Here is a 22,109-nt window from a genome sequence, read left to right as displayed (position 1 = left end):
GACCGGACTCGAACCGGCAAGCCAGTTAAGGCGGCGGATTTTCGTCACACTGCTTCTTTCGAAGCCGCTGTCGTCTGAACGACATCGTTCGTGCGCTGGACTATGCCTTCGCCGTCGCGCGCGGGCGTGATCGCTGCCCGTGCGCCTTAGGCGCCCCCCGTCTAGTCTCTACACCTTCCTCGCGTGCCGCGAGGCTTGGCTCGGCGTTGCCTCGATGCGCGCATCAGGGGTTTCGCCGAATTTGAAGGGTTCTGCACCGACCGTTTCCGGCCGGGCACTCAATCGTTTAAGTCCGCTATGTTTACCAATTTCATCACCCCGGCAAGGGCGGACCGGATTCTACCATTGCTTGCGCAAGCGTCCCCTTGTTCCGACACGGCGCATCCGATGAATCGCGCGTTCGTCGCGCCGGTCGTGCGAACGGATGCGGAACGGATGCATCACATATGGCCGAAACCCGACATCGTTCGTCGAATTCGACCACTCTTCCGCTCGCACCGATACAATCGCGTCGGCCGTGCCTGGCGCGCGTCGATCGCACGCCGGTCGTCATACGTTCGGCCCGCGCGCACCACGATGTGCGCATTGCGCCGCGTCATCGCGAAGTCACAAACGTTTTCGATAATCCCGTTGCCGAAAACGTTTACATCGCATCAGTTCATGACTTCGACCATCAAGGACGTAGCCGCCCTCGCGGGCTTTTCGATCGCCACCGTGTCGCGCGCGATCAACGCGCCGCACACCGTCAGCCCGGCGACGCTCGAAACGATCCGCCATGCGATCGACGCGCTGCAGTTCCGCCCGAGTCCGCTCGGCCGTCAACTGCGCGGCGAGCGCACGCGGCTCGTCGGCGTCGTCGTGCCGACGCTGTCGAACCCGGTGTTCGCCGATTGCCTGCAGGGAATCGACGAACTCGCGACGGCCGCCGGCTTCAAGCTGATCCTGATGACGACCGAATACGACGCGGCGCGCGAGCGTCACGCGATGGAAACGCTGCGCGAGCAGCGCGTCGAAGGGCTGATCCTGACCGTCGCCGACGCGGACACGCACCCGCTGCTCGACATGCTCGATCGCGACGGCCCGCATTACGTACTGATGCACAACGACACGCAGCGCCGCCCGTCCGTGTCGGTCGACAACCGCCGCGCCGCGTACGACGGCGTACGCCTGCTGACCGCGCGCGGCCACCGCCGCGTATTGATGGTCGCGGGCTCGCTCGCCGCGTCCGATCGTGCGCGTCAGCGTCATCTCGGCTATGCGCAGGCGCTCGACGAAAGCGGCGTCGCGACGCTGCCGCCGGTCGAAGTCGACTTCAACGCACCCGAGCTGCCCGATGCGGTGCTCGCGCACCTGACCGCGCAGGCGACGCGCCCGACCGCGCTGTTCTGCAGCAACGACCTGCTCGCGATGGTCGTGATGCGCGGGCTGCGCCGCGCGGGCTTCTCGGTTCCCGACGATCTGTCGGTGCTCGGCTTCGACGGCATCGCGCTCGGCGAACTGCTCGCGCCGCCGCTCGCGAGCGTCGCGACGCCGAACCGCGACATCGGCCGCCACGCGTGGCGGCGTCTCGTCGACAGCATCGGCGGCGCGACGATCGAGCGTACGTCGACGATCCTGCCGCACGCGGTACGCGACGGCGCGACCGTCGCGCCGCCGGCCGCCGGCCTGCAATTGCGCAAGGTCTGATACCGGCCTTGCGAGCGCGCGCGCAGACGCGCCTTACCGCTGCGCTTCCCTACTTCGTCCGGAGATTCATCGTGTCCTTTCGTCCGACCTCGCTGCTGCGCGCCCTCGCCGCGCCGCTCGCCTGCGCGGCGCTCGTCGCGCTCGCCCCTGCCGCTCACGCCGAAGAAACGGCGATCTGCTACAACTGCCCGCCCGAGTGGGCCGACTGGGCCGCGCAGATCGCGGCGATCAAGCAGAAGACCGGCATCCGCGTGCCGTTCGACAACAAGAACTCCGGTCAGGCAATCGCGCAGCTGATCGCCGAACAGAAGAGCCCAGTCGCCGACGTCGTGTACCTCGGCGTGTCGTCGGCGTTTCAGGCGAAGGACAAGGGCGTGATCGCGCCGTACAAGCCCGCGCACTGGAACGACATCCCCGCAAACCTGAAGGACCCGCAAGGCTACTGGTTCGCGATTCACTCGGGCACGCTCGGCTTCTTCGTGAACAAGGACGCGCTCGACGGCAAGCCGGTGCCGCGCTCGTGGGCCGATCTGCTGAAGCCCGAGTACAAGGGGATGGTCGGCTATCTCGATCCGTCGAGCGCGTTCGTCGGCTATGCGGGCGCGGTCGCGGTGAATCAGGCGCTCGGCGGCAGCCTCGACAACTTCAGGCCGGCCCTCGACTGGTTCCGCAAGCTGAAGGCGAACGCGCCGATCGTGCCGAAGCAGACTGCGTACGCGCGCGTGCTGTCCGGCGAGATTCCGATCCTGCTCGACTACGACTTCGATGCGTATCGCGCGAAGTACAAGGACAACGCGAACGTCGAATTCGTGATTCCGAAGGAAGGCACGATCGCGGTGCCGTACGTGATGGGCCTCGTGAAGGGCGCGCCGCACGAAGCGAACGGCCGCAAGGTGCTCGACTTCGTGCTGTCGGACGAAGGACAGAAGCTGTGGGCGAACGCGTACCTGCGTCCGGTGCGCGCGCAGACGCTCGGCGCGGACGTCGCCGCGAAGTTCCTGCCGGCGAGCGAATACGCGCGCGCGAAACCGGTCGACTTCGGCAGGATGGCGGCCGGCCAGCAGGCGTTCGGCCAGCAGTATCTGCAGACGATGCAGTAAGCGCCGGGACGCGACCGATGTTCGACCTGACTTTCCCGCTGCGCTGGCGCATCGCGCTCGTCGCGCCGGCGCTCGCGGTATTCGCCGCGTTCTGGCTGCTGCCGATGGCGGCGCTCGTGCGCGTGTCCGCCGACGGCGCGTTCCTGTCGCGGTATGCGGCGCTGCTCGGCAATGCGCGCTACATGACGAGCCTTTGCGAGACCGTCGTGCTGTCCGCGGGCGTCACGCTCGCGACGCTCGCGCTGTCGACGGTGTCGGGCCTGCTGCTCGCGCGCCGCGAATTCGCGGGCAAGCGCGTGCTGCTCGCGCTGCTCACGTTTCCGCTCGCGTTCCCGGGCGTCGTCGTCGGCTTCATGGTGATCATGCTCGCCGGACGGCAAGGGCTGATCGGCATGCTGTCCGCGAAGCTCGTCGGCGACAAATGGGTGTTCGCGTATTCGGTCGCCGGGTTGTTCGTCGGCTACCTGTATTTCTCGATTCCGCGCGTGATCGTCACCGTGATCGCGGCCGCGTCGAAGCTCGACGCGTCGCTCGAGGAAGCCGCGCGCTCGCTCGGCGCGTCGCCGTCGCGCATCTTCGTCGACATCGTGCTGCCGGCGCTCGCGCCGGGCCTGATCGCGGCCGGCGCGATCTGCTTCGCGACCGCGATGGGTGCGTTCGGCACCGCGTTCACGCTCGCGACCGATCTGAACGTGCTGCCGATGACGATCTACACCGAGTTCACGCTGAACGCGAACATCGCGACGGCGGCCGGCCTGTCGATCGTGCTCGGCATCGTCACGTGGGCGGTGCTCGCGCTCGCGCGCCGCTTCACCGGCCACACGGCCGCCGCAGCAGCCTGAGGACGTCCGTCATGCAACCGCTTTCCGAATCTTCACGTTCGCCGGCGCACGCGTCGCCGGCGCCGCATGCAAACCGCGTCGCGCGCGGTGCGCCGCGTGCGTCCGGCGCACGCGCGATCGCCGCGATGCAATGGAGCGTCACGCTGCTGCTGTGCGCGTTCCTGATCGTCCCCGTCGTGATGTCGGTGCTCGCCGGGCTGACGGTCAACTACTTCCGCGGTCTGTCGAGCGGCCTCACGTTGCGCTGGCTCGAACAGGTGTGGCAGCAGTATCACGGCTCGGTCGCGCTGTCGTTTGCGGTCGCGCTCGCGACGCTCGCGATCGTGCTGGCGATCGGCGTGCCGGCCGGCTATGCGCTCGCGCGCAGCAAGAGCCGCGTCGCCCGCGCGATCGAGGAAGCGCTCGTGCTGCCGGTCGCGCTGCCGGGGCTCGCGTCGGCGCTCGCGCTGCTGGTCGTCTATGGCGGCTTCACCGCGTTCCGCACGAGCCTGTGGTTCATCGTCGCCGGGCACGTCGTATTCACGCTGCCGTTCATGGTGCGCGCGGTCGCGGCCGTCGCCGCGGGCGCCGACCTGCGCACGCTCGAGGAAGGCGCGGCGAGCCTCGGCGCGCCGTTCGTCACGCGCTTCGTCACGATCGTGCTGCCGAACCTGCGCGCGGGCATCGTCGCGGGTGCGCTCGCGGTGCTCACGCTGTCGATCGGCGAATTCAACCTCACGTGGATGCTGCACACGCCCGACACGAAGACGCTGCCGGTCGGCCTCGCCGATACCTATGCGTCGATGCGGATCGAAGTCGGCAGCGCGTACACGATCCTGTTCCTGCTGATGACGCTGCCGCTGCTCGTCGCGATGCAGTGGCTCGGCGTCGATCCGTCGGGCACGCGCGCGGTCAAGCGCGGCCGCCGTTGATTCCTCCGTTCACATGAAACTCGATTCCATTCCCATTACGCTCGCGCGCTGCGGGAAGACGTTCCGCGGCACGCGCGTGCTCGAACCGCTCGACCTGTCGATCGGCGCGGGCGAAACGCTGGTGCTGCTCGGGCCGTCCGGCTGCGGCAAGACGACGACGCTGCGCCTGATCGCCGGCCTCGATACGCCCGACGCCGGCGGCACGATCGCGTTCGGCGCGGACGACGTGACCGCGCTGCCGATCGAACGTCGGCAGGTCGGCATGGTGTTCCAGAACTACGCGCTGTTTCCGAACCTGACGGTGCGCGGCAACGTCGGCTACGGACTGAAGATCCGCAAGACCGAGCCGCGCGTGCTGCGCGCGCGCGTCGACGATCTGCTCGCGATGATGCGGCTCGACGCGCACGCGGACAAGCCGATCGACCAGCTGTCGGGCGGCCAGCGCCAGCGCGTCGCATTGGCGCGCGCGCTCGCGGTGCGTCCGCGCGTGCTGCTGCTCGACGAGCCGCTGACCGCACTCGACGCGAAGCTGCGCGACGCACTGCGCCGCGAGATGAACGCGTTGCTGCGCGAGCTCGGCGTGACGACCGTCTACGTGACGCACGACCAGGCCGAAGCGATGGCGCTCGGCGACCGGATCGTCGTGATGGGCGCGGGCCGCATCGAGCAGATCGGCACGCCGCGCGACATCTACTACCGGCCGGCGAACCGCGCGGTCGCGCAGTTCATCGGCACGCTGAACCGGCTTGCGGGACAATGGCGCGACGGCGCGCTCGCGACGGCCGGCGGCAGCGTCGTCACGCCGCATGCGGCCGACGAATGGTTCTTCCGCCCCGAGGACGCGCAGCTCGTCGATCCCGCGCATGCACCGCTGCGCGGCACGATCGGCGCATGCGCGTTTCTCGGCGAGCGCACGCGGCTCACGATCGAGCACGCGGCGCCCGATGCGCTGGTGATCGACGTGCCGGGCCGCGTCGAGCTCGCGCGCGGCACGGCGGTCGGCATCGCGATCGCGGCCGACGGCCTGATCGCGCTCGGCGCATGAGCGCCGCGCATCGCGCCGGCGCACGACAACGACGTACTTCCGAGGAAACGACGATGCTGCTTGCTCAAATCAGCGATCTCCACATCAAGCGCCCGGGCCAGCTCGCGTACCGGCGCGTCGACACCGCGGCGGCGCTCGCGCGCTGCGTCGCGAAGCTGAACGCGCTCGTGCCGCGCCCCGATGCGGTGCTCGTGACCGGCGACCTGACCGACTTCGGCCACGACGACGAATACCGGCACCTGCGCGCGCTGCTCGCGCCGCTCGAGATCCCGTACTACCTGATGGTCGGCAATCACGACGACCGCGCCGCGCTGCGCCGCGCGTTCGCCGACCGGCCCGAACTGCACGGCGGCGGCGCGTTCGTGCAGTACGCGCTCGACGTCGGCGCGGTGCGCGTGCTCGCGCTCGATTCGCAGGTGCCCGGCACGAGCGGCGGCGACCTGTGCGAGGCGCGGCTCGCGTGGCTCGCCGGCGAACTCGACGCGGCGCGCGGCCGGCCGACGATCGTCGCGCTGCATCACCCGCCGTTCGTGTCCGGGATCGGCCACATGGATGCGCTGCGTCTCGCGCCGGCGGCCGCTGCGAAGCTCGACGCGCTGCTGCGCGGCCATCCGAACGTCGAGCGCGTGCTGTGCGGCCACGTGCACCGGACGATGTTCACGCGCTTCGGCGGCACGCTCGCGTCGGCCGTACCGGCGCCCGCGCATCAGGTCGCGTTCGACCTGCGCGCCGACGCGCCGTCCGCGTTCCGGCTCGAGCCGCCCGCGTTCGCCGTACATGCGTATGCGCCGGACACCGGCATGACGTCGCACCACGTGTACGTCGACGAAGGCGACGGGCCTTATCCGTTCTACGAGCCGACCGGCGAGCTCGTCGACTGACCGCGCGGCGCGGGCTCGCGGCCGGGCGCGATCGCCCGCAGATTGCGCCGTCGCGGCGCGCGGCACGATTCGCGGCGCTCCGGTATGATCGGCAGCCTCGATCGGCGCCGGCCCGCGCAGCTTCGCGCGATGCCCGCGCCGCGCCGTCCAACTCCGTCCGAGCCGTCATGTCCGCCGCCTCCACCGACCGCCCGACCGACGCCGCATCGCCGCACTACTCGCGCAGCCTGCTGTTGCTGCTCGCGACGATCGCCGGCGTGTCGGTCGCGAACATCTACTACAACCAGCCGCTGCTCGACAGCTTCCGCTCGACGTTTCCCGACGACGCGTCGTGGATCGGCGCGGTGCCGACCGCCACGCAGCTCGGCTACGCGGCCGGCATGTTCCTGCTCGCGCCGCTCGGCGACCGCTTCGATCGCCGCAGGCTGATCCTGATGCAGATCGCCGGTCTGTCGGCCGCGCTGATCGTCGCGGCGGCCGCGCCGTCGCTCGCGGTGCTCGCCGCCGCGAGCCTCGCGATCGGCGTGCTCGCGACGATCGCGCAGCAGGCCGTGCCGTTCGCGGCGGAAATCGCGCCGCCGGCCGAGCGCGGCCAGGCGGTCGGCACCGTGATGAGCGGGCTGCTGCTCGGCATCCTGCTCGCACGCACGGCAGCAGGCTTCGTCGCCGAGTATTTCGGCTGGCGTGCCGTGTTCGGCGCATCGGTTGCCGCGCTCGTCGCACTCGCCGTCGTGATCGTGCTGCGGCTGCCGCGCAGCTCGCCGACGTCGACACTGTCGTACGGCAAGCTGCTCGGCTCGATGTGGCACCTCGCGGTCGAACTGCGCGGGCTGCGCGAAGCGTCGCTGACAGGCGCCGCGCTGTTCGCGGCGTTCAGCGCGTTCTGGCCGGTGCTCACGCTGCTGCTCGCCGGCGCGCCGTTTCATCTGGGCCCGCAGGCCGCAGGGTTGTTCGGAATCGTCGGCGCGGCGGGCGCGCTGGCCGCGCCGTACGCGGGCCGTTTCGCGGACAAGCGCGGCCCGCTCGCGATCATCTCGCTCGCGATCGCGCTGCTCGCGCTGGCGTTCGCGATCTTCGCGTTGTCGGGTTCGAGCCTCGTCGGGCTCGTGATCGGCGTGATCGTGCTGGACGTCGGCGTGCAGGCCGCGCAGATTTCGAACCAGTCGCGCATCTACGCGCTGAAGCCGGACGCGCGCAGCCGCGTGAATACCGTGTACATGGTCTGCTATTTCATCGGCGGCGCGCTCGGCTCGTCGGCCGGCGTCGCCGCGTGGCGCGGCTTCGGCTGGATCGGGATGTGTGCGGCCGGGCTGCTGTTTACGGCGCTCGCCGGCTGGTTCCACCATCGCGGCGCACGGCGCGGCTGAACGCCGCGAATCGTAGCGCGTCGCCGCGGACCGCGGCCGGTCGGGCCGCGTCGGATTCCGCGCTCACGCGTCGGCGCGCGGCGCGGCCGGCTCGTCCGCAGGCGGCGGCGCGAACGCCTGCTCCGGCGCCACGACGGCTGCCGGTGCCGGCACGGCGATCGGCACGGCAGAAGGCGTCAGCATCGGCGGCGCATCGGGCATCTGCGCGGACGCGGACGACTCCGGCGCGGATGCGGCCATCGATGCCGCCGCCGCGTCCGCAGCCGACGCGACGATCAACGCCGACGTCGAAATCGGGTTCGCGTCCGCGTGCGCGCCGACGGACGCCGCAGGCGCGGCCGGCCGGCGTGCCGGATCGAACAAGAACGACAGCCCGACGCTGCCGAGGATCGCGACCGTCGCCATCACGGTCGCCGTCGTCACGGGCTCGCCGAGCATCAGCGCACCGAGCGCGACCGCGACGATCGGATTCACGTACATGCAGCTGCTCGCGATGATCGGGCTCGTATGGCGGATCAGGTAGCCGTACGCGACGTACGCGGCCATCGTGCAGAACACCATCAGGTAAAGGAACGCGAACACCGGCGCGGGCGCGACGTGCTCGACGCGCTCGCCGAGCAGCCACGCGGCGAGCGTCGACATCAGCCCGCCGAGCCCGATCTGCAGCGACGTCGACAGAAACAGGTCGGACGGCAGCTTCAGGCGCGTCGCGAGATGCGCGCCGCCGGCCCAGAACAGCGCGCCGGCCAGCACGCAGATCGTGCCGAGCGCCGAATTCGCGGCGGCCGCGCTGCCCGAATTCAGCACGACGATGCCGACCATCCCGAGCGCGACCGCCGCCCACTCGCCTTTCGCCACCGCGCGCCCGGCGACGGCCGCGATCACGGTCGCGAACAGCGGCACGGTCGCGACCATCACCGCGGCCGAGCCGCTGCTGACCGTGCGCATCCCCAGCGCGATCGTGCCGGACGACAGCGCGACGAGCATCGTGCCGACGATCGCCGCGTTGCGGATTTCCAGCAGCGTCGGCCACTCGGGCTTGCGCCGCAGCGCGAACACGAACAGGCCAATCCCGCCGAGCAGGTTGCGCAGCCCGGACAGCAGCAGCGGCGGAAACGACTGCAGCGCGAAATGCAGGCCGCTGTAGGTCGAACCCCAGACGAAATAGATGAAGACGAGCGCAAGCGCGACGCGTCCGCCGCGGCTTTGCGGCAGGCGGATGCGCAACGGCACGCGCGCGAGGAAATCGAGGAGGCGGTCGAGCGGCGTCATCGTTCAGCCTGCCCGCACGGCGGTTCGCGTGCTCCGCTCGAAGGCGCCGGCGATGCCGGCAAACGGCCCTGACGGGACCGGGAAGGCGGGGACGAGCGTGCGGAACGACATGGCAGTGCGAACGGCGACGAAGAAGAACCGGCAAGCGGCGGCAGACGGACGATGACGCGGCGGGACCGCATCGGCCGCGCACGCCCGGCATTATGGCATCAAGGATTCGAAAGGGAGTCTGCGGCCGGTCTGAAAGCTTGTCGACTGACGTTTCAGCGCGACACCGAGTACTTCGTCGCATCGGCTCCATGGCCCGTAACGCGATGCGGCTTCACGACGCCGGCTCGATGTGCACGACGGCGCCGCTCCCGTCGGCCGACAGCACGCTGATGCGTCGCCCGGACAACGTGTCGACGAGCGACTGCCCCGGCATCAGCGGCGCGTCCTTCATACCGTCCTTGCTGCCCGGCGTCGTGTCGACGAGCGTGTTCTGGATCGCGCTGCCCGGGTAGCGGACGATACGTACGGTTACGCCATTGACAAACGGTGACGTGTCGGGCCAATCCTCGAATGTGCCCTTCGCGCCTATAGGCCGGCGAAATTCGAGTAACAGCACAGAACCGTCCGCGCGACGCAAGCGATAGCCCTGCTTGCCCGGCAACGTGCTCCAGAGCGGCGCCAGGCGATACGTGCCCGGCTTGACGAGCGTCGGCACGTCTTCATCGTCGAGCCACCCGGCGAACAGCTGATAGTCGACCGGATACATCCGCCGTCCGCCACCGCCCACTGTATCGGTCGGATCGTCGACACCACCGCTCGCGCAACCGGTGCCGAGCATCACCGCACCATCCGCCGTCGGACAGTCCCGCAGTGAATCGGGATGCCCGGCGCCGAGCCCGTGACCGAATTCGTGCGCCCACATCCAGTATGCAGTACCGGCGCCGTTCGACAGAATCCATTGTCCAGGCCGCGCCGCAAGCCCGGCGAATTTGCATTCGCTCGAGCGCGGATAATCGATGAACAGGTAATCGAACCGGCCCGGATCGACACCTCGCGCGAGTGCAGCGGCGCGCGCCTGAGCGAGAATCGCGCCCGACTGGCAGCCGGCCGGAAAGGCGCCCAGATCGACGTCCGTCAGCATCGTGCCGCTCAACGTCAACTTGCCGCGCGACGCCAACTTGACGTAGTGCGCGAGCGACGCGAAATCGTCGCCGTCACCGAACACCGCCTTGCGCACCGGTTCGGCAGGATTCGCCTGCTGGCCCGCGAAATGCCCTGATACCAGCAGTACACGGCGCTCGCCCGTCACGGCGCGCACCGGCGACGGCAGTTCGCCATCGTAAGTCCAGCGCGCCGCAGCCCCGTCGGCAGCAGGCAACATCGCGATCGTCCGCTCCGTCGCTTGCAGTGACGCGCTGCGGCCGATATCGGTCCAGTGCTTGTTCTGCATCGTGAACGTGCCATTCGCATCGGCGCCGGCGCGCCAGAGTCGCGTCGTCGGATAGTCGGCACCGGCGCACGGCGACAGGTTGACCGGCCCCGGGCTCCACGGCGCCGCGCGCAGACAAACGTCCCTGCCCTGCGCCTCGGCCAGCACGTTCTTCACGTTGAAGTAGCCGCTCGTCGCACGGACCATGCGCCAGCGCTGCGCATCCGATCCGTTGCACGACTGGAAGCCGACATAGGTACCGTTGCTCGTCGACATCGCGAGACAAAGCTCCTCTCCGGTCGCCAGATTCCTGATCGCGAGCCGGTTGTCGAACGCGTCGCGCTGATCGTGCGGTGAAGACGCGTCGGTCGTCGCGCGAAGCTCCAGCGCCCGTCGCACCATCGCGGGCGGACCGGACGCCGGCGACGGTTCGCCGTGCCGCGGCGCGGCCGGCGGCGGATACGACGGATCGGACGGAGCGCCCGGCTCGCTGGAGACCACCGCGCCGTCCGCGACGATTTCCTGCTCCGGCTTCACCGGCTATGCAGGTTCGACTTCACGCTCGAGCCCGGCGACTGCCGACGCATCGGTATCTCCGCCCCCGCACGCCGACAGCGCAACCGCGCACAACGCACCCGACACCATACCGCGCCACGTTACGAGTCGATTCATATTCGATGCTTCATCACGAACGAGATTGACAGGAGACCCGGACGAAGCGCCCGCGCAAATGCGCGGCGTTCGATTCCGGCCCGGTGGATGGGACGGATCCCACTGTGTCGCGACGCGGATTCGTCGGCGACACGGCGGCAGCCGTGCCGCGCCGGCACGTACGCATGCAGCGACAACGGTCCGACAGATGCTACGGGTCGATACGATCGGCCAACAATGGGACTTGTCCGAAATTTGCGATGCCCGTGTGCATCCCGCCGCACAGGCGGCGGCAAGACTCGCACGACCGGGACGGCCCGCGCAGCGCCGATCACAACGAATCGCAGGGTGTCACGATCCGCCGAACCAGTTGTACCCCTGATCGACCCAATAGCCGCCCGGATACGTGTCGGTCACGAAGATTTCCATGATGTGCTTCGGGTTCTTGTAGCCGAGCTTGGTCGGAATCCGCAGCTTCATCGGGAAGCCGTATTCGGGCGGGAGCCGCCGGCCGTCGTAGTCGAACGCGAGCAGCGTCTGCGGATGCAGCGCGGTCGGCATGTCGATGCTTTCGTAGTAGTCGTCCGCGCATTTGAAGCCGACGTATTTCGCGTGCGTGTCGGCCCCCGCGCGCGCAAGGAATGCGCCGAACGGCGTGCCGCCCCAGCGGCCGATCGCGCTCCACCCTTCCACGCAGATATGCCGCGTGATCTGCTCCGCGTGCGGCAGTGCGCGCAGCTCGTCGAGCGTCCACACGCGCTTGCCGGTCACGCGGCCCGACAGCACGAGCCGATAGGCCGCCGCATCGACGTGCGGCACGTCGTCGATCGCGTAGTACGCATTGAACGGGAACGGCCGCGTGATGTCGGCTTCGGCATAGGTCGGCGCAAGCCGTGCGCCGCTGAACAGCCACGCCTGCACGCGATCGTTCATCCGCGACACGTTCTCGAGAAACGTGTCGACCGACGCGTCGTCCTGCAGCGTGCAGCCGGTCAGCATCGCGAGGCCGCCGAGCGTCAGGATGCGTCGGTTGAAAAGCCGCCGCGCCGGCATCTCGAGTTCGCGGCGCACGTCGAGTTCGAGCGACTTGCGGTCGAGCGTCCAGCGCGAACGCGTGCGCGCGTTTTCAGATTGCGACATGATCCACTCCTTCGTCCGCGACGCGCGGATCAGCGGCCGCGCAGCATCGCGAGCAGCGAGCGCGGCACGCGCAGCGCCATCGCGACGTGTACGGCGAAAAACGCGACGAGCAGCGACATCGCCCAGAAGTGCACGACGCGCGCACGGTCGTAGCCGCCGAACAGCTCGCGCAGCAACGGAAACTGCACGGACTTCCAGACCGCGATGCCCGACAGCACCAGCAGCACGAGGTCCGCAATCGCGATCAGGTACGCGGCACGCTGCACCGCGTTGTAGACACTGAGGTCGCCGTGCGACAGCCGGCCGTGCAACGCGGCGCGCAGGTCGCGCCACACCGCCGCCGGCGTGACGGGCAGCAGCTTGCGCGCGAAGCGCCCGGTCGCGACCGACATCGCGACGTAGAACAGCCCGTTGCCGACGAGCAGCCACATCGCCGCGAAATGCCATTGCAGCGCGCCGCCGAGCCAGCCGCCGAGCGTGATGCCGTGCGCAAACGTGAACGGCGGATAGAGCGGCGATGCGTCGTAGATGCGCCAGCCGGACAACGCCATCACGATCGCCGCGATCGCGTTGAGCCAATGACTCGCGCGCACCCATCGCGGATGGATGATCGGCGCGGGCGGCGTCGCCGGCGCGCGATCGGTTGCACGAACGGTTTGCATCGCAACCCCCCGGGACGAACGGACGGGACACAGGACGCGCGCGGCGGCTGCGGCCCGCGGCGCGCACTGCGTGCATCGATTCAGGATCAGTTCGACGGACTCATCGCGTCCTTCTTCATCGCATCGCCCTTCGACATCGCGTCGTGGCCCATCGCATCCTTCTTCATCGCGTGCTTTTTCATTGCGCCCTTCTTCATCGCGCCGTCCTTCGCCATCGCGTCGTGGCCCATCGCGTCTTTCGACATCGACATGCCGTCCTTCGACATCGCATCGTTCTGCGCGTGCGCAGCGGTTGCCATCGCCGCAAATGCCGCGACGCAGGCGGCGAGCAATACGTTTTTCATGACGTCTCTCCTGTACATGGGTTCGAGGAGCCGAATAGACGAACGACGGCCGCCGAAATGACAGCCATGCAGGAAAAATTTTTCGACGGCGGAAAACGACGGACGCGATGCTGCGCCGCTCGGCCTCGGCCGGCCTGCGCGCGGCACCGTGCAGCCGCGCAGCATGCTGCACTGCACACCGTGCCGCATGCGATCGGCGGCGCTCGCCGCGGCGGCGCCGTCCGCGCCGCTCCCGGTTGAAACCGCCGCCGAGCCGGTGTATCGTTTGCCCTTGCTAACGCGGGGGTCCTGCGATGCATGCGGTCGAACGGCCGGCATTGCGGGTGAGAAATACCCTTTGAACCTGATCTGGATAATGCCAGCGCAGGGAAGCGTACGGATTTCGCCGCCGTCCCTCTGACGAAATCCGCCGCCTCACCAAGCCTCGTCTCCTGCTTAGCTCGAGCCCCACATTCGTCAAGGGCTCCGGCAAGCGCCGCTGCGCGTGTCGGCGCCCATACAGGAGATCGCATGAACGCCAATCCGAAGTTTCTGTCTGCCGACGCCCACGTCGACGCCGCTGCCGTCGCGCCGCTGCCGAACTCCCGGAAAATCTACGTGACCGGCTCGCAGCCCGACATCCGCGTGCCGATGCGCGAGATCACGCAGTCGGACACGCCGACCGGCTTCGGCGGCGAGAAGAATCCGCCGGTCTACGTGTACGACACGTCGGGCCCGTACACCGATCCGGACGCGAAGATCGACATCCGTGCGGGCCTGCCGGCGCTGCGCCAGCGCTGGATCGAAGCGCGCGGCGACACCGAGGTGCTGCCCGGCCTGTCGAGCCGGTACGGACGCGAGCGCGCGGCCGATCCGGCCACCGCCGACCTGCGCTTCCCGGGCCTGCACCGCAACCCGCGCCGTGCGCAGCCGGGCAAGAACGTCACGCAGATGCACTATGCGCGCCAGGGCATCATCACGCCGGAGATGGAATTCATCGCGATCCGCGAGAACCAGCGCCGCGCCGAGTACATCGAGAGCCTGAAGGCGAGCGGCCCGAACGGCGCGAAGCTCGCCGCGATGATGGGCCGCCAGCATCCGGGGCAGGCGTTCGGCGCCGCGGCGTTCGGTGCGAGCGCGCCGACGGAGATCACGCCGGAATTCGTGCGCGACGAAGTCGCGCGCGGCCGCGCGATCATCCCCGCGAACATCAATCACCCGGAATCCGAGCCGATGATCATCGGCCGCAACTTCCTCGTGAAGATCAACGCGAACATCGGCAATTCGGCCGTCACGTCGTCGATCGGCGAGGAAGTCGACAAGATGACGTGGGCGATCCGCTGGGGCGGCGACACGGTGATGGACCTGTCGACCGGCAAGCACATCCACGAGACGCGCGAGTGGATCATCCGCAACAGCCCGGTGCCGATCGGCACGGTGCCGATCTATCAGGCGCTCGAGAAGGTCAACGGCAAGGCCGAGGAACTCACCTGGGAAATCTTCCGCGACACGCTGATCGAGCAGGCCGAGCAAGGCGTCGACTATTTCACGATCCACGCGGGCGTGCGGCTGCAGTACGTGCCGCTCACCGCGAACCGGATGACGGGCATCGTGTCGCGCGGCGGGTCGATCATGGCGAAGTGGTGTCTCGCGCATCACAAGGAGAGCTTCCTGTACGAGCACTTCGAAGAGATCTGCGAAATCATGAAGGCGTACGACGTGAGCTTCTCGCTCGGCGACGGGCTGCGCCCCGGCTCGATCTACGACGCGAACGACGAAGCGCAGCTCGGCGAGCTGAAGACGCTCGGCGAGCTCACGCAGATCGCATGGAAGCACGACGTGCAGGTGATGATCGAAGGCCCGGGCCACGTGCCGATGCAGCTGATCAAGGAGAACATGGATCTGCAGCTCGACTGGTGCAAGGAAGCGCCGTTCTACACGCTCGGGCCGCTCACCACCGACATCGCACCCGGCTACGATCACATCACGTCGGGCATCGGCGCCGCGATGATCGGCTGGTTCGGCACCGCGATGCTGTGCTACGTGACGCCGAAGGAGCACCTCGGCCTGCCGAACAAGGACGACGTGAAGGAAGGCATCATCACGTACAAGCTCGCCGCACACGCGGCCGATCTCGCGAAGGGTCATCCGGGCGCGCAGGTGCGCGACAACGCGCTGTCGAAGGCGCGTTTCGAGTTCCGCTGGGAGGACCAGTTCAACCTCGGCCTCGATCCGGACAAGGCGCGCGAATTCCACGACGAGACGCTGCCGAAGGACTCGGCGAAGGTCGCGCACTTCTGCTCGATGTGCGGCCCGCACTTCTGCTCGATGAAGATCACGCAGGACGTGCGCGAGTTCGCCGCGCAGCAGGGCGTGTCGGAAGCCGATGCGCTGAAAAAGGGGATGGAAGTGAAGGCCGTCGAGTTCGTGAAGAGCGGTTCGGAAATCTATCACCGGCAATGACGCGCGGCGGCCGCGCAGGGCCGCGACGCGACGCACGAAGCCCGCTTTCGAGCGGGCTTTTTTGCGCACGTCGCGTGCCTGGCCACGGTAGCGAAACAATTCATTACGAAACCGGCAACCGCTTAACAAGTCCTTACAGCAGCCGCGCAGAGCCGCGCGTAGATTGAATTCATGCGCGGCCGCCGGTCGGCCGCGCGCCTTCCGTTCATTACCGCAAGGACAACGATCATGAATTCGATTCGGCGTATTGGGGTATGCGCGCTCCTCGTCGCGACGGTGGCCAGCCTGTCGGCCTGCGACTCGATGACGAGGCGTCAGCGCGACACGGCAATCGGTGCGGGCGTCGGCGGCGTCGCCGGCGCGGCGATCGGCGGCAACGCGCTGTCGACGCTCGGCGGTGCGGCCGCGGGCGGCCTCATCGGCAACCAGGTCGGCAAGTAAGCGGCTTTCCCGCCCGCGCGTCTCGCTGCGCGACGTGCGGCAGGCTTTTCGTCAGACGGCGCTTTCGTTCGCGAAAGCGCCGTTTTCGCATGCGCATGCAGCGCTGTCGCGATGCGCCGCGCGTCGTCGCCGAAATGATCCGTTACCGTTTCGCACATCGTGTCATCGTCGCGCGGCCTAAGCTTAATCATCCGCCGCTCGTCGGCGTGGCCGGAGAGACATGATGATCAGGACTTTCGTCGCGGCGGCCGTCGCCTGCACGACGCTCGCCGGCTGCTATTACCCGTACGGCTACTATCCGTCCGGCTATTACACGGCCGCGCCCGTGCAGGCTGCGCCGGTATACGTCGATCCGGGCCCCGCGTACTACTATCCGGCGCCGGTCTACGCACCGGCGTGGGGCCCGTACTGGGGACCGTCGCTGTCGCTGAACTTCGGCTTCGGCGGACGCGGCGGCTGGCATCATCACCATTGAGCGGCCGCCGCCGCGCGTCCGATCTCGCGCGGTCGACGGCCGACATCCCGTTTCTTGTCGTTTCATCCGATCGTGAAACGCCCGCGTCGTCGCGGGGTGTAAGATGCACTCCGTCCCGTCCTCGCCTCCTCCCGACCGATGTCACCCAAAAACGCCGTGCTGCTGACCGTGCTCGCCGCCCTGTGGGGCGCATCGTTCCTGTTCATCCGGGTCGGGGTCGCCGAATTCGGCGTCGCGCCGCTGATGGCGCTGCGCGTCGGCATCGGCGCGGTGTTTCTGATCGGCTTCGCGCTCACGCGCTTCGGCGCGGCCGAGCTCGGCACGCAGTTGCGCCGCCACGCGTGGCCGTTGTTCGTCGTCGGTACGCTGAATTCGGGCGCGCCGTTCTGCCTGTTCGCGTTTGCCGAACTGACGCTCTCGGCCGGCGTGACGTCGGTGATCAATGCGACGACGCCGCTGTGGGGCGCGCTCGTCGCGTACCTGTGGCTGAAGGACAAGCTGTCGCTGCCGCGCGCGCTCGGCCTCGTGATCGGCTTTGCCGGCGTGCTGACGCTCGTGTGGGATCAGGTCGCGAACGCCGGCGGCGATACCGGCGCCGGCGCGACCGCGCTCGCGGCCGCCGCGGCGCTCGGCGCGACGCTGCTGTACGGGATCGCGGCCAACTACACGAAGCGCAAGCTCGGCGGCGTCGATCCGCTGATCAACGCGACCGGCAGCATGATCGGCTCGACCGTCCTGCTGCTGCCGTTCGCGCTCGCGACGTGGCCGGCCGCGCCGGTCGGCGCGCATGCGTGGGGCGCGGTGCTCGCGCTCGGCGTCGCGTGCACCGGCGTCGCGTACTTCATCTTCTTCTATCTGATCGCGCACGTCGGCCCGGCGCGCGCAATCACCGTCACGTTCGTGATCCCGGTGTTCGGGCTGCTGTGGGGCGCGCTGTTCCTCGACGAACGCGTGTCGGTCGTGATGCTCGAAGGCTGCGCGATCGTGCTGGTCGGCACCGCGCTCGCGACCGGCGTGATCAAGCGGATTCCGGGGCTCGGACCGCGCGGCGGCGCGGCGACCTGACGGGAAGGCTGGCGCGCGTGCGGGTTGCGCGGGGCCGGACGCGGCGAGCCGTGCCGCGGGCGGCGTCCGGTGCGCGCCGTTCGCCGTCTTTCGTTCGCCGTCTTTCGTTCGCGGGAGCTCGGGCGCGGATTGACGGGTGCGGTGCGCAACGGCCTGCGCGAACCGTCGTGCGTGGATGAGCCCGAAACCGCGCCGATGATCGACCGCGATTTCGGCAGCGGCCCGCAAGCACGCACATGCACATGTCGCCGCGCGATCGCGCCGGTGTACCGTTTGCGTCTGGAGTTACCCTGATACGCGTGCGCGGCCATTCCCGCTACACTCGGAGCACTCATTCGCACAAGGCGGTCCCGATGCCGCACGTTCTTCCGCGCGCACCTGGACGTGCGACCGCTTCCGCGTTGCGCGATACCGCTGCTCCCGCTCGCCGGCCGCGTTGACATGAAGCACGCACGCGACCTGTCGCTCGACTCCCTCCTCGAACGCCTGACGGCGACGCCCGGCGGCTGGCTCGCCACGTATCGCGATACGACGCTGCGCAGCGTGTTTCAGCCGGTGCTGTCGATCACGCACAAGCGCGTGGTCGGCTACGAAGCGCTGCTGCGCGTCGTCGACGCGAACGGCGCGCTGGTGTCGCCGTCCGCACTGTTCGACAAGACGCGCAGCACCGCCGATGCGCTACTGCTCGACCGGCTCGCACGATGCCTGCATACGGCCAACTTCGTCGCGCAAGGCATCGGCGACGGCTGGCTGTTCCTGAACGTGACGCCGCGCGTGCTCGATTCCGGCCTCGTGCAGCGCGAGTTCGTCGAGGCGCTGTGCCGGCATTTCGCGCTGCCGCCGAACCGGATCGTGCTCGAAGTGGTCGAGCAGCCGGCGCGCGACGAGGCTGCGCTGGCGCGCACGATCGACATGATCCAGCACCGCGACTTCCTGATCGCGATCGACGACTTCGGCACCGGCTTCTCGAACTTCGACCGCGTGTGGCGCGCGCGTCCCGACATCGTCAAGCTCGACCGGTCGCTCGTCGAACGCGCGACCGGCTCCGCCGAGGACCGCCGGATCATGCATCCGCTCGTGTCGATGCTGCACCAGGCCGGTGCGATGGTGCTTGCCGAAGGCGTCGAGAGCGACGACGCTCTGCAGGCGCTGATGGAAGCCGACATCGATTTCGTGCAGGGCTTCCAGTTCGGCCAGCCCGATGCGTCGATCGCACATGCGAGCGCCGACGCGCCCGCGCTGCTCGATGCCGCGTGGCAACGTTTCATCGCGCGCCGGCACACGCCGGCGATCGCCGAGCAGCCGGGCTTCGACGCGATCGAGCGGCTCGTGCTTGCCGGCGCGGCGACGTTCTCCGCAACCGGCAGCCTGGAAGACGCGGCGCAACGCGTGTTCGCGGTGCCGGCCGCACGTCGCGTGTTCGTCACCGACGAAGTCGGCGAGCAGTTCCTGCCGTCGATCGGCGCGCACGCGGACGACAGCCCGCCGGCCGGCACGCGGCTCGCGCCGCTCTTCCCCGAAACCCACAGCAACTGGTCGCGGCGCCCGTACTTCCAGCGCGCGATCGCCGCGCCCGGCCGCGTCGCGCTGATGGGCCCGCACTTCTCGCTGACCGAAGGCCGCGACTGCTACACGGCCGCGGTCGCGATCCGCGCGCAGAACCGGCTCGTCGTGTTCTGCGTCGACTTCGTGCTCGACAGCGCCGGCACCGTGATGCGATGACGCAATCGCCGGCGCCGGATGGACGGCGGCGCCGATCGTCCGTCAGTCGCCGGACACCTTGCCGCGCGCCGATTTCACGATGCTGCGGCGCGCCTTGTGCTCGAGCCGCCGCTCCTTCGACGCGCGCGTGGGCCGCGTCGGCACGCGTACGCGCGGCGTGATCGCGACGCTGCGGATCAGCGCGTCGAGCCGTGCCAGCGCGGCCTCGCGATTCTTTTCCTGCGTGCGATGCTCCTGCGACTTGATCACGACGATGCCGTCGCGCGTGATGCGCTGGTCGGACAGCGCGAGGAGCCGCGCCTTGATCGCCGGCGGCAACGACGATGCGCGGATATCGAAGCGCAGATGAATCGCGCTCGACACCTTGTTGACGTTCTGTCCGCCGGCTCCTTGCGCGCGCACGGCCGTCCATTCGACTTCGGCAGGATCGAGCGTGTAGCGGATCATCATCGCGGCACCTCCGCGCGGCGCCGCGCGAGCGCCTCGTCGATGCGCGCCGCGAGCCCGGAATCGCGTTGCGTGCGCGTCGCGACCGCCTGCGCGAGCACGCGGCGCGCGCCGATCGCCTGCACGCGGACGCGCGCGCGCGTGACGGCCGTATAAACGAGTTCGCGCGTGAGCACGCGACCGAACGACGCCGGCAGCACGAGCGCGGCCTCGTCGAATTCGGAGCCCTGCGATTTGTGAACCGTCAGCGCGAACGCCGTTTCATGCGGCGGCAACGCGGCCGGCGACACCGCGCGCGCGGTGCCGTCCGCGCGCCTGAACCACACGCGCAGCACGCCGTGCGCATCGGGCAGCGCGATGCCGATGTCGCCGTTGAAGAGCCCGAGCGCATAGTCGTTGCGCGTGACCATCACCGGCCGCCCGGTGAACCAGTGCGCGCCGACCGCAAGCGGCAAGCGTGCTGCGCGCCGCACGTGCGCGGCGACGAGCGCATTCACGTGCTCCGCGCCGCGCGCGCCGCTGCGCGTTGCGCACAGAATACGAAACCGGTTCAGCGCATCGAACAGCGGCAGCGGATCGGGCGCCGGCGCGGCAAGCGCGTCGTGCAACGCGTCCAGGTACGCGCCGAACCGGCTTGCGAGCCGCTCGACCGTCGCCAATGCGAGCGTGTCGCCCGCGTCGTCGTAGAACGACGCGGCAGCGGCGGCATCGGCCGGCAACGCGTCGAGCGCGGCCTGCACGTCGCCGCGGCGGATCGCGAGCGACAGCCGGCCGATCGGCGAGTCGAGACCGAAACGGTAATTGCGCTCGAGCCATACGACGCAGTCCGCGAGCGGTGCGGGCGCTGCCGTACGCGCATCGTGGGCGCTGGAGGTTTCGTCGTGCTGCAACGGGCTCGCATCCGGCGCCCCGATTGCGACGTCGGTCGCGTCGAACGGCGGCAGCTCGACGGCATCGAGCCACGCGAGCTCGTCGGCCTCGATCCACGCGGGCGGTACATCGGCATCGCTGCTGTCGACCGGCGCGGGCTCGTCGGCGACCGATGCCGATGCCGACGCCGGTTTCGATACGGCGCCGGGCGAAGCGGCTGCGTCGTCCTGTCGTTCCGAAGGTTCGTCGTCGAAAAGCGACGCCTGCCGTGTGTCGATCTTCCGCCGGGAAGACGACTTGCGTGCGGTAGCGGCCGGCGCGGATGCGGATGCGGATGCGGATGCGGATGCCGATGCCGATGGCGATGGCGATGCCGATGCAGACGCAGACGCAGACGCAGACGCAGACGCAGACGCAGACGCACAATTCTGCACCGAAGCCCCCGCTTCCGACACGACGGCAGCAAGTGCGTCCGGCACGGGCAGCGCCGCGACGAACGCTGCTTCGTCGATCCCGAGTGCATGCGCGATACGCGTGCGCGCCGCGGCGGTAAACGTCGGCCGCGCGCTCAATTCCGCGAATACGGCACCGGCCTCGACCGCCGCAAGCTGATCCTTGTCGCCGAGCAGCACGAGCCGCGCGCCCGGCGCGAGCGCGTCGAGCAGATGCGCGGCGAGCGCGACGTCGATCATCGACGCCTCGTCGACGACGATCAGGTCGTACGGCAGCGGATCGTCGCGATGATGCCGGAAACCGGCCGCACCGCCGCCTCCGAGCAGGCGATGCAGCGTATACGACGTGTCGGGCAGCCGCGCGGCGAGCTCCGGCGGCAAGTCGCCGGCCCGTGCGTGCAGCGCTTCCTGCATCCGCTGCGCGGCCTTGCCGGTCGGCGCCGCGAGCGCGATGCGCAAGCTTGGCTGCGCGTCGAGCAGACAAGCGAGCACGCCGACGACGGTCGTCGTCTTGCCGGTGCCGGGGCCGCCGCTGACGATCGTCACGCGGCCCGTCAACGCGACGATCGCCGCGACGCGCTGCCAGTCGACTTCGCCCGTCGCAGGCCCGAAGTAACGCTCGAGACTGTCGCGCAAGCGCTCGGGCGCGAGCGCATCGGCCGGCGCGGCGGCGCCCGCCTGCGCGACGAGCGCGTCGGCCAGCCGCCGCTCGTAGTCGAAATAGCGCGACAGGTACAGCCGATCGTGCCGGTCGACGATCAACGGCCGCTCGTCGCCACGCACGAGCGCGCCGAACGCGACGACGCCGCTCGCCGCGAGCGCCGCACGCACGCCATCGAGCGGTTCGTCGTAGCGCTGCGCGAGCGCCGCGAGC

General features: G+C 69.2%; 19 protein-coding genes and 1 riboswitch. Of the genes, 12 read left to right on the top strand and 7 right to left on the bottom strand.

Annotated elements, in window-relative coordinates:
• Window positions 1–660: 660 nt before the first annotated feature.
• The 7 genes from BUB20358_RS19850 to BUB20358_RS19820 all read left to right on the top strand — a co-directional run bounded on the left by BUB20358_RS19850 (window position 661) and on the right by BUB20358_RS19820 (window position 7,832).
• Window positions 661–1,686 carry a LacI family DNA-binding transcriptional regulator gene (locus BUB20358_RS19850; protein ID WP_006764688.1) on the top strand — a complete coding sequence of 342 codons (1,026 nt, stop codon included), beginning with the start codon at window positions 661–663 and terminating at the stop codon, window positions 1,684–1,686.
• Window positions 1,687–1,757: 71 nt separating this feature from the next.
• Window positions 1,758–2,786: an ABC transporter substrate-binding protein gene (locus BUB20358_RS19845; protein ID WP_006764689.1), complete on the top strand. Its 1,029-nt coding sequence runs from the start codon at window positions 1,758–1,760 to the stop codon at window positions 2,784–2,786.
• Window positions 2,787–2,803: 17 nt separating this feature from the next.
• A complete protein-coding gene (locus tag BUB20358_RS19840) occupies window positions 2,804–3,628 on the top strand; it encodes an ABC transporter permease (protein WP_006764690.1) in 825 nt (274 codons plus the stop codon).
• An 11-nt stretch (window positions 3,629–3,639) separates the two neighbouring features.
• Window positions 3,640–4,539 carry an ABC transporter permease gene (locus BUB20358_RS19835; RefSeq protein ID WP_006764691.1) on the top strand — a complete coding sequence of 300 codons (900 nt, stop codon included), beginning with the start codon at window positions 3,640–3,642 and terminating at the stop codon, window positions 4,537–4,539.
• Between the two features lie 13 nt (window positions 4,540–4,552).
• The gene (locus BUB20358_RS19830; protein ID WP_006764692.1) at window positions 4,553–5,584 is read left to right on the top strand and encodes an ABC transporter ATP-binding protein; all 1,032 of its coding nucleotides are present in this window, start codon (window positions 4,553–4,555) and stop codon (window positions 5,582–5,584) included.
• Between the two features lie 53 nt (window positions 5,585–5,637).
• Window positions 5,638–6,465: a phosphodiesterase gene (locus tag BUB20358_RS19825; protein ID WP_006764693.1), complete on the top strand. Its 828-nt coding sequence runs from the start codon at window positions 5,638–5,640 to the stop codon at window positions 6,463–6,465.
• Between the two features lie 167 nt (window positions 6,466–6,632).
• A complete protein-coding gene (locus BUB20358_RS19820) occupies window positions 6,633–7,832 on the top strand; it encodes an MFS transporter (protein ID WP_035972677.1) in 1,200 nt (399 codons plus the stop codon).
• A gap of 63 nt (window positions 7,833–7,895) precedes the next feature.
• Here the strand turns inward: BUB20358_RS19820 and BUB20358_RS19815 are convergent, their stop codons facing one another.
• The 5 genes from BUB20358_RS19815 to BUB20358_RS19795 all read right to left on the bottom strand — a co-directional run bounded on the left by BUB20358_RS19815 (window position 7,896) and on the right by BUB20358_RS19795 (window position 13,321).
• A complete protein-coding gene (locus BUB20358_RS19815; RefSeq protein WP_006764694.1) occupies window positions 7,896–9,104 on the bottom strand; it encodes an EamA family transporter in 1,209 nt (402 codons plus the stop codon).
• Window positions 9,105–9,426: 322 nt separating this feature from the next.
• Complete coding sequence (locus tag BUB20358_RS19810; protein WP_223473307.1) at window positions 9,427–11,061, bottom strand: carbohydrate-binding protein; 1,635 nt, start codon at window positions 11,059–11,061, stop codon at window positions 9,427–9,429.
• Window positions 11,062–11,526: 465 nt separating this feature from the next.
• On the bottom strand, window positions 11,527–12,315 hold the full coding sequence (locus BUB20358_RS19805) for a molybdopterin-dependent oxidoreductase (RefSeq protein WP_006764696.1): 789 nt from the start codon (window positions 12,313–12,315) through the stop codon (window positions 11,527–11,529).
• Window positions 12,316–12,344: 29 nt separating this feature from the next.
• On the bottom strand, window positions 12,345–12,977 hold the full coding sequence (locus BUB20358_RS19800; protein WP_006764697.1) for a cytochrome b/b6 domain-containing protein: 633 nt from the start codon (window positions 12,975–12,977) through the stop codon (window positions 12,345–12,347).
• A gap of 86 nt (window positions 12,978–13,063) precedes the next feature.
• Complete coding sequence (locus BUB20358_RS19795; protein ID WP_035972680.1) at window positions 13,064–13,321, bottom strand: pentapeptide MXKDX repeat protein; 258 nt, start codon at window positions 13,319–13,321, stop codon at window positions 13,064–13,066.
• A gap of 271 nt (window positions 13,322–13,592) precedes the next feature.
• Window positions 13,593–13,709, top strand: a riboswitch (TPP riboswitch).
• A 122-nt stretch (window positions 13,710–13,831) separates the two neighbouring features.
• Here BUB20358_RS19795 and thiC point away from each other — a divergent pair.
• From thiC to BUB20358_RS19770, 5 genes are all read left to right on the top strand, one after another.
• Entirely contained in the window at window positions 13,832–15,763 is a 1,932-nt protein-coding gene (thiC, locus tag BUB20358_RS19790) for a phosphomethylpyrimidine synthase ThiC (protein ID WP_006764698.1), read from the top strand.
• Window positions 15,764–15,991: 228 nt separating this feature from the next.
• Window positions 15,992–16,204, top strand: coding sequence for a YMGG-like glycine zipper-containing protein (locus BUB20358_RS19785; RefSeq protein ID WP_012467552.1), 213 nt, complete (start codon window positions 15,992–15,994; stop codon window positions 16,202–16,204).
• Between the two features lie 223 nt (window positions 16,205–16,427).
• On the top strand, window positions 16,428–16,679 hold the full coding sequence (locus tag BUB20358_RS19780) for a hypothetical protein (protein ID WP_035973388.1): 252 nt from the start codon (window positions 16,428–16,430) through the stop codon (window positions 16,677–16,679).
• 138 nt (window positions 16,680–16,817) lie between these two features.
• Window positions 16,818–17,744 carry a DMT family transporter gene (locus BUB20358_RS19775; protein ID WP_006764699.1) on the top strand — a complete coding sequence of 309 codons (927 nt, stop codon included), beginning with the start codon at window positions 16,818–16,820 and terminating at the stop codon, window positions 17,742–17,744.
• A gap of 441 nt (window positions 17,745–18,185) precedes the next feature.
• Window positions 18,186–19,466 carry a sensor domain-containing phosphodiesterase gene (locus BUB20358_RS19770; protein WP_035972683.1) on the top strand — a complete coding sequence of 427 codons (1,281 nt, stop codon included), beginning with the start codon at window positions 18,186–18,188 and terminating at the stop codon, window positions 19,464–19,466.
• Between the two features lie 42 nt (window positions 19,467–19,508).
• Here BUB20358_RS19770 and arfB read toward each other — a convergent pair whose 3' ends face one another.
• Both arfB and BUB20358_RS19760 read right to left on the bottom strand, forming a co-directional pair.
• A complete protein-coding gene (arfB, locus tag BUB20358_RS19765) occupies window positions 19,509–19,916 on the bottom strand; it encodes an alternative ribosome rescue aminoacyl-tRNA hydrolase ArfB (protein WP_006764701.1) in 408 nt (135 codons plus the stop codon).
• Window positions 19,913–22,109: AAA family ATPase (locus BUB20358_RS19760; RefSeq protein WP_174905104.1), on the bottom strand; the 2,197-nt coding region annotated here is incomplete at its 5' end. The genes arfB and BUB20358_RS19760, both read right to left, overlap by 4 nt.

It is taken from the genome of Burkholderia dolosa, from assembly GCF_902499135.1.
GTDB lineage: Bacteria > Pseudomonadota > Gammaproteobacteria > Burkholderiales > Burkholderiaceae > Burkholderia > Burkholderia dolosa.
This window is presented reverse-complemented; position numbering and strand designations above follow the sequence as displayed.

Bases quoted from the DNA above. Each gene is read 5' to 3' on its own strand.
- BUB20358_RS19850 (WP_006764688.1), top strand. From the start codon at position 661: ATGACTTCGACCATCAAGGACGTAGCCGCCCTCGCGGGCTTTTCGATC.
- BUB20358_RS19840 (WP_006764690.1), top strand. From the start codon at position 2,804: ATGTTCGACCTGACTTTCCCGCTGCGCTGGCGCATCGCGCTCGTCGCG.
- BUB20358_RS19835 (WP_006764691.1), top strand. From the start codon at position 3,640: ATGCAACCGCTTTCCGAATCTTCACGTTCGCCGGCGCACGCGTCGCCG.
- BUB20358_RS19830 (WP_006764692.1), top strand. From the start codon at position 4,553: ATGAAACTCGATTCCATTCCCATTACGCTCGCGCGCTGCGGGAAGACG.
- BUB20358_RS19825 (WP_006764693.1), top strand. From the start codon at position 5,638: ATGCTGCTTGCTCAAATCAGCGATCTCCACATCAAGCGCCCGGGCCAG.
- BUB20358_RS19820 (WP_035972677.1), top strand. From the start codon at position 6,633: ATGTCCGCCGCCTCCACCGACCGCCCGACCGACGCCGCATCGCCGCAC.
- BUB20358_RS19815 (WP_006764694.1), bottom strand. From the start codon at position 9,104: ATGACGCCGCTCGACCGCCTCCTCGATTTCCTCGCGCGCGTGCCGTTG.
- BUB20358_RS19805 (WP_006764696.1), bottom strand. From the start codon at position 12,315: ATGTCGCAATCTGAAAACGCGCGCACGCGTTCGCGCTGGACGCTCGAC.
- BUB20358_RS19800 (WP_006764697.1), bottom strand. From the start codon at position 12,977: ATGCAAACCGTTCGTGCAACCGATCGCGCGCCGGCGACGCCGCCCGCG.
- BUB20358_RS19795 (WP_035972680.1), bottom strand. From the start codon at position 13,321: ATGAAAAACGTATTGCTCGCCGCCTGCGTCGCGGCATTTGCGGCGATG.
- thiC (WP_006764698.1), top strand. From the start codon at position 13,832: ATGAACGCCAATCCGAAGTTTCTGTCTGCCGACGCCCACGTCGACGCC.
- BUB20358_RS19785 (WP_012467552.1), top strand. From the start codon at position 15,992: ATGAATTCGATTCGGCGTATTGGGGTATGCGCGCTCCTCGTCGCGACG.
- BUB20358_RS19780 (WP_035973388.1), top strand. From the start codon at position 16,428: ATGATCAGGACTTTCGTCGCGGCGGCCGTCGCCTGCACGACGCTCGCC.
- BUB20358_RS19775 (WP_006764699.1), top strand. From the start codon at position 16,818: ATGTCACCCAAAAACGCCGTGCTGCTGACCGTGCTCGCCGCCCTGTGG.
- BUB20358_RS19770 (WP_035972683.1), top strand. From the start codon at position 18,186: ATGAAGCACGCACGCGACCTGTCGCTCGACTCCCTCCTCGAACGCCTG.
- arfB (WP_006764701.1), bottom strand. From the start codon at position 19,916: ATGATGATCCGCTACACGCTCGATCCTGCCGAAGTCGAATGGACGGCC.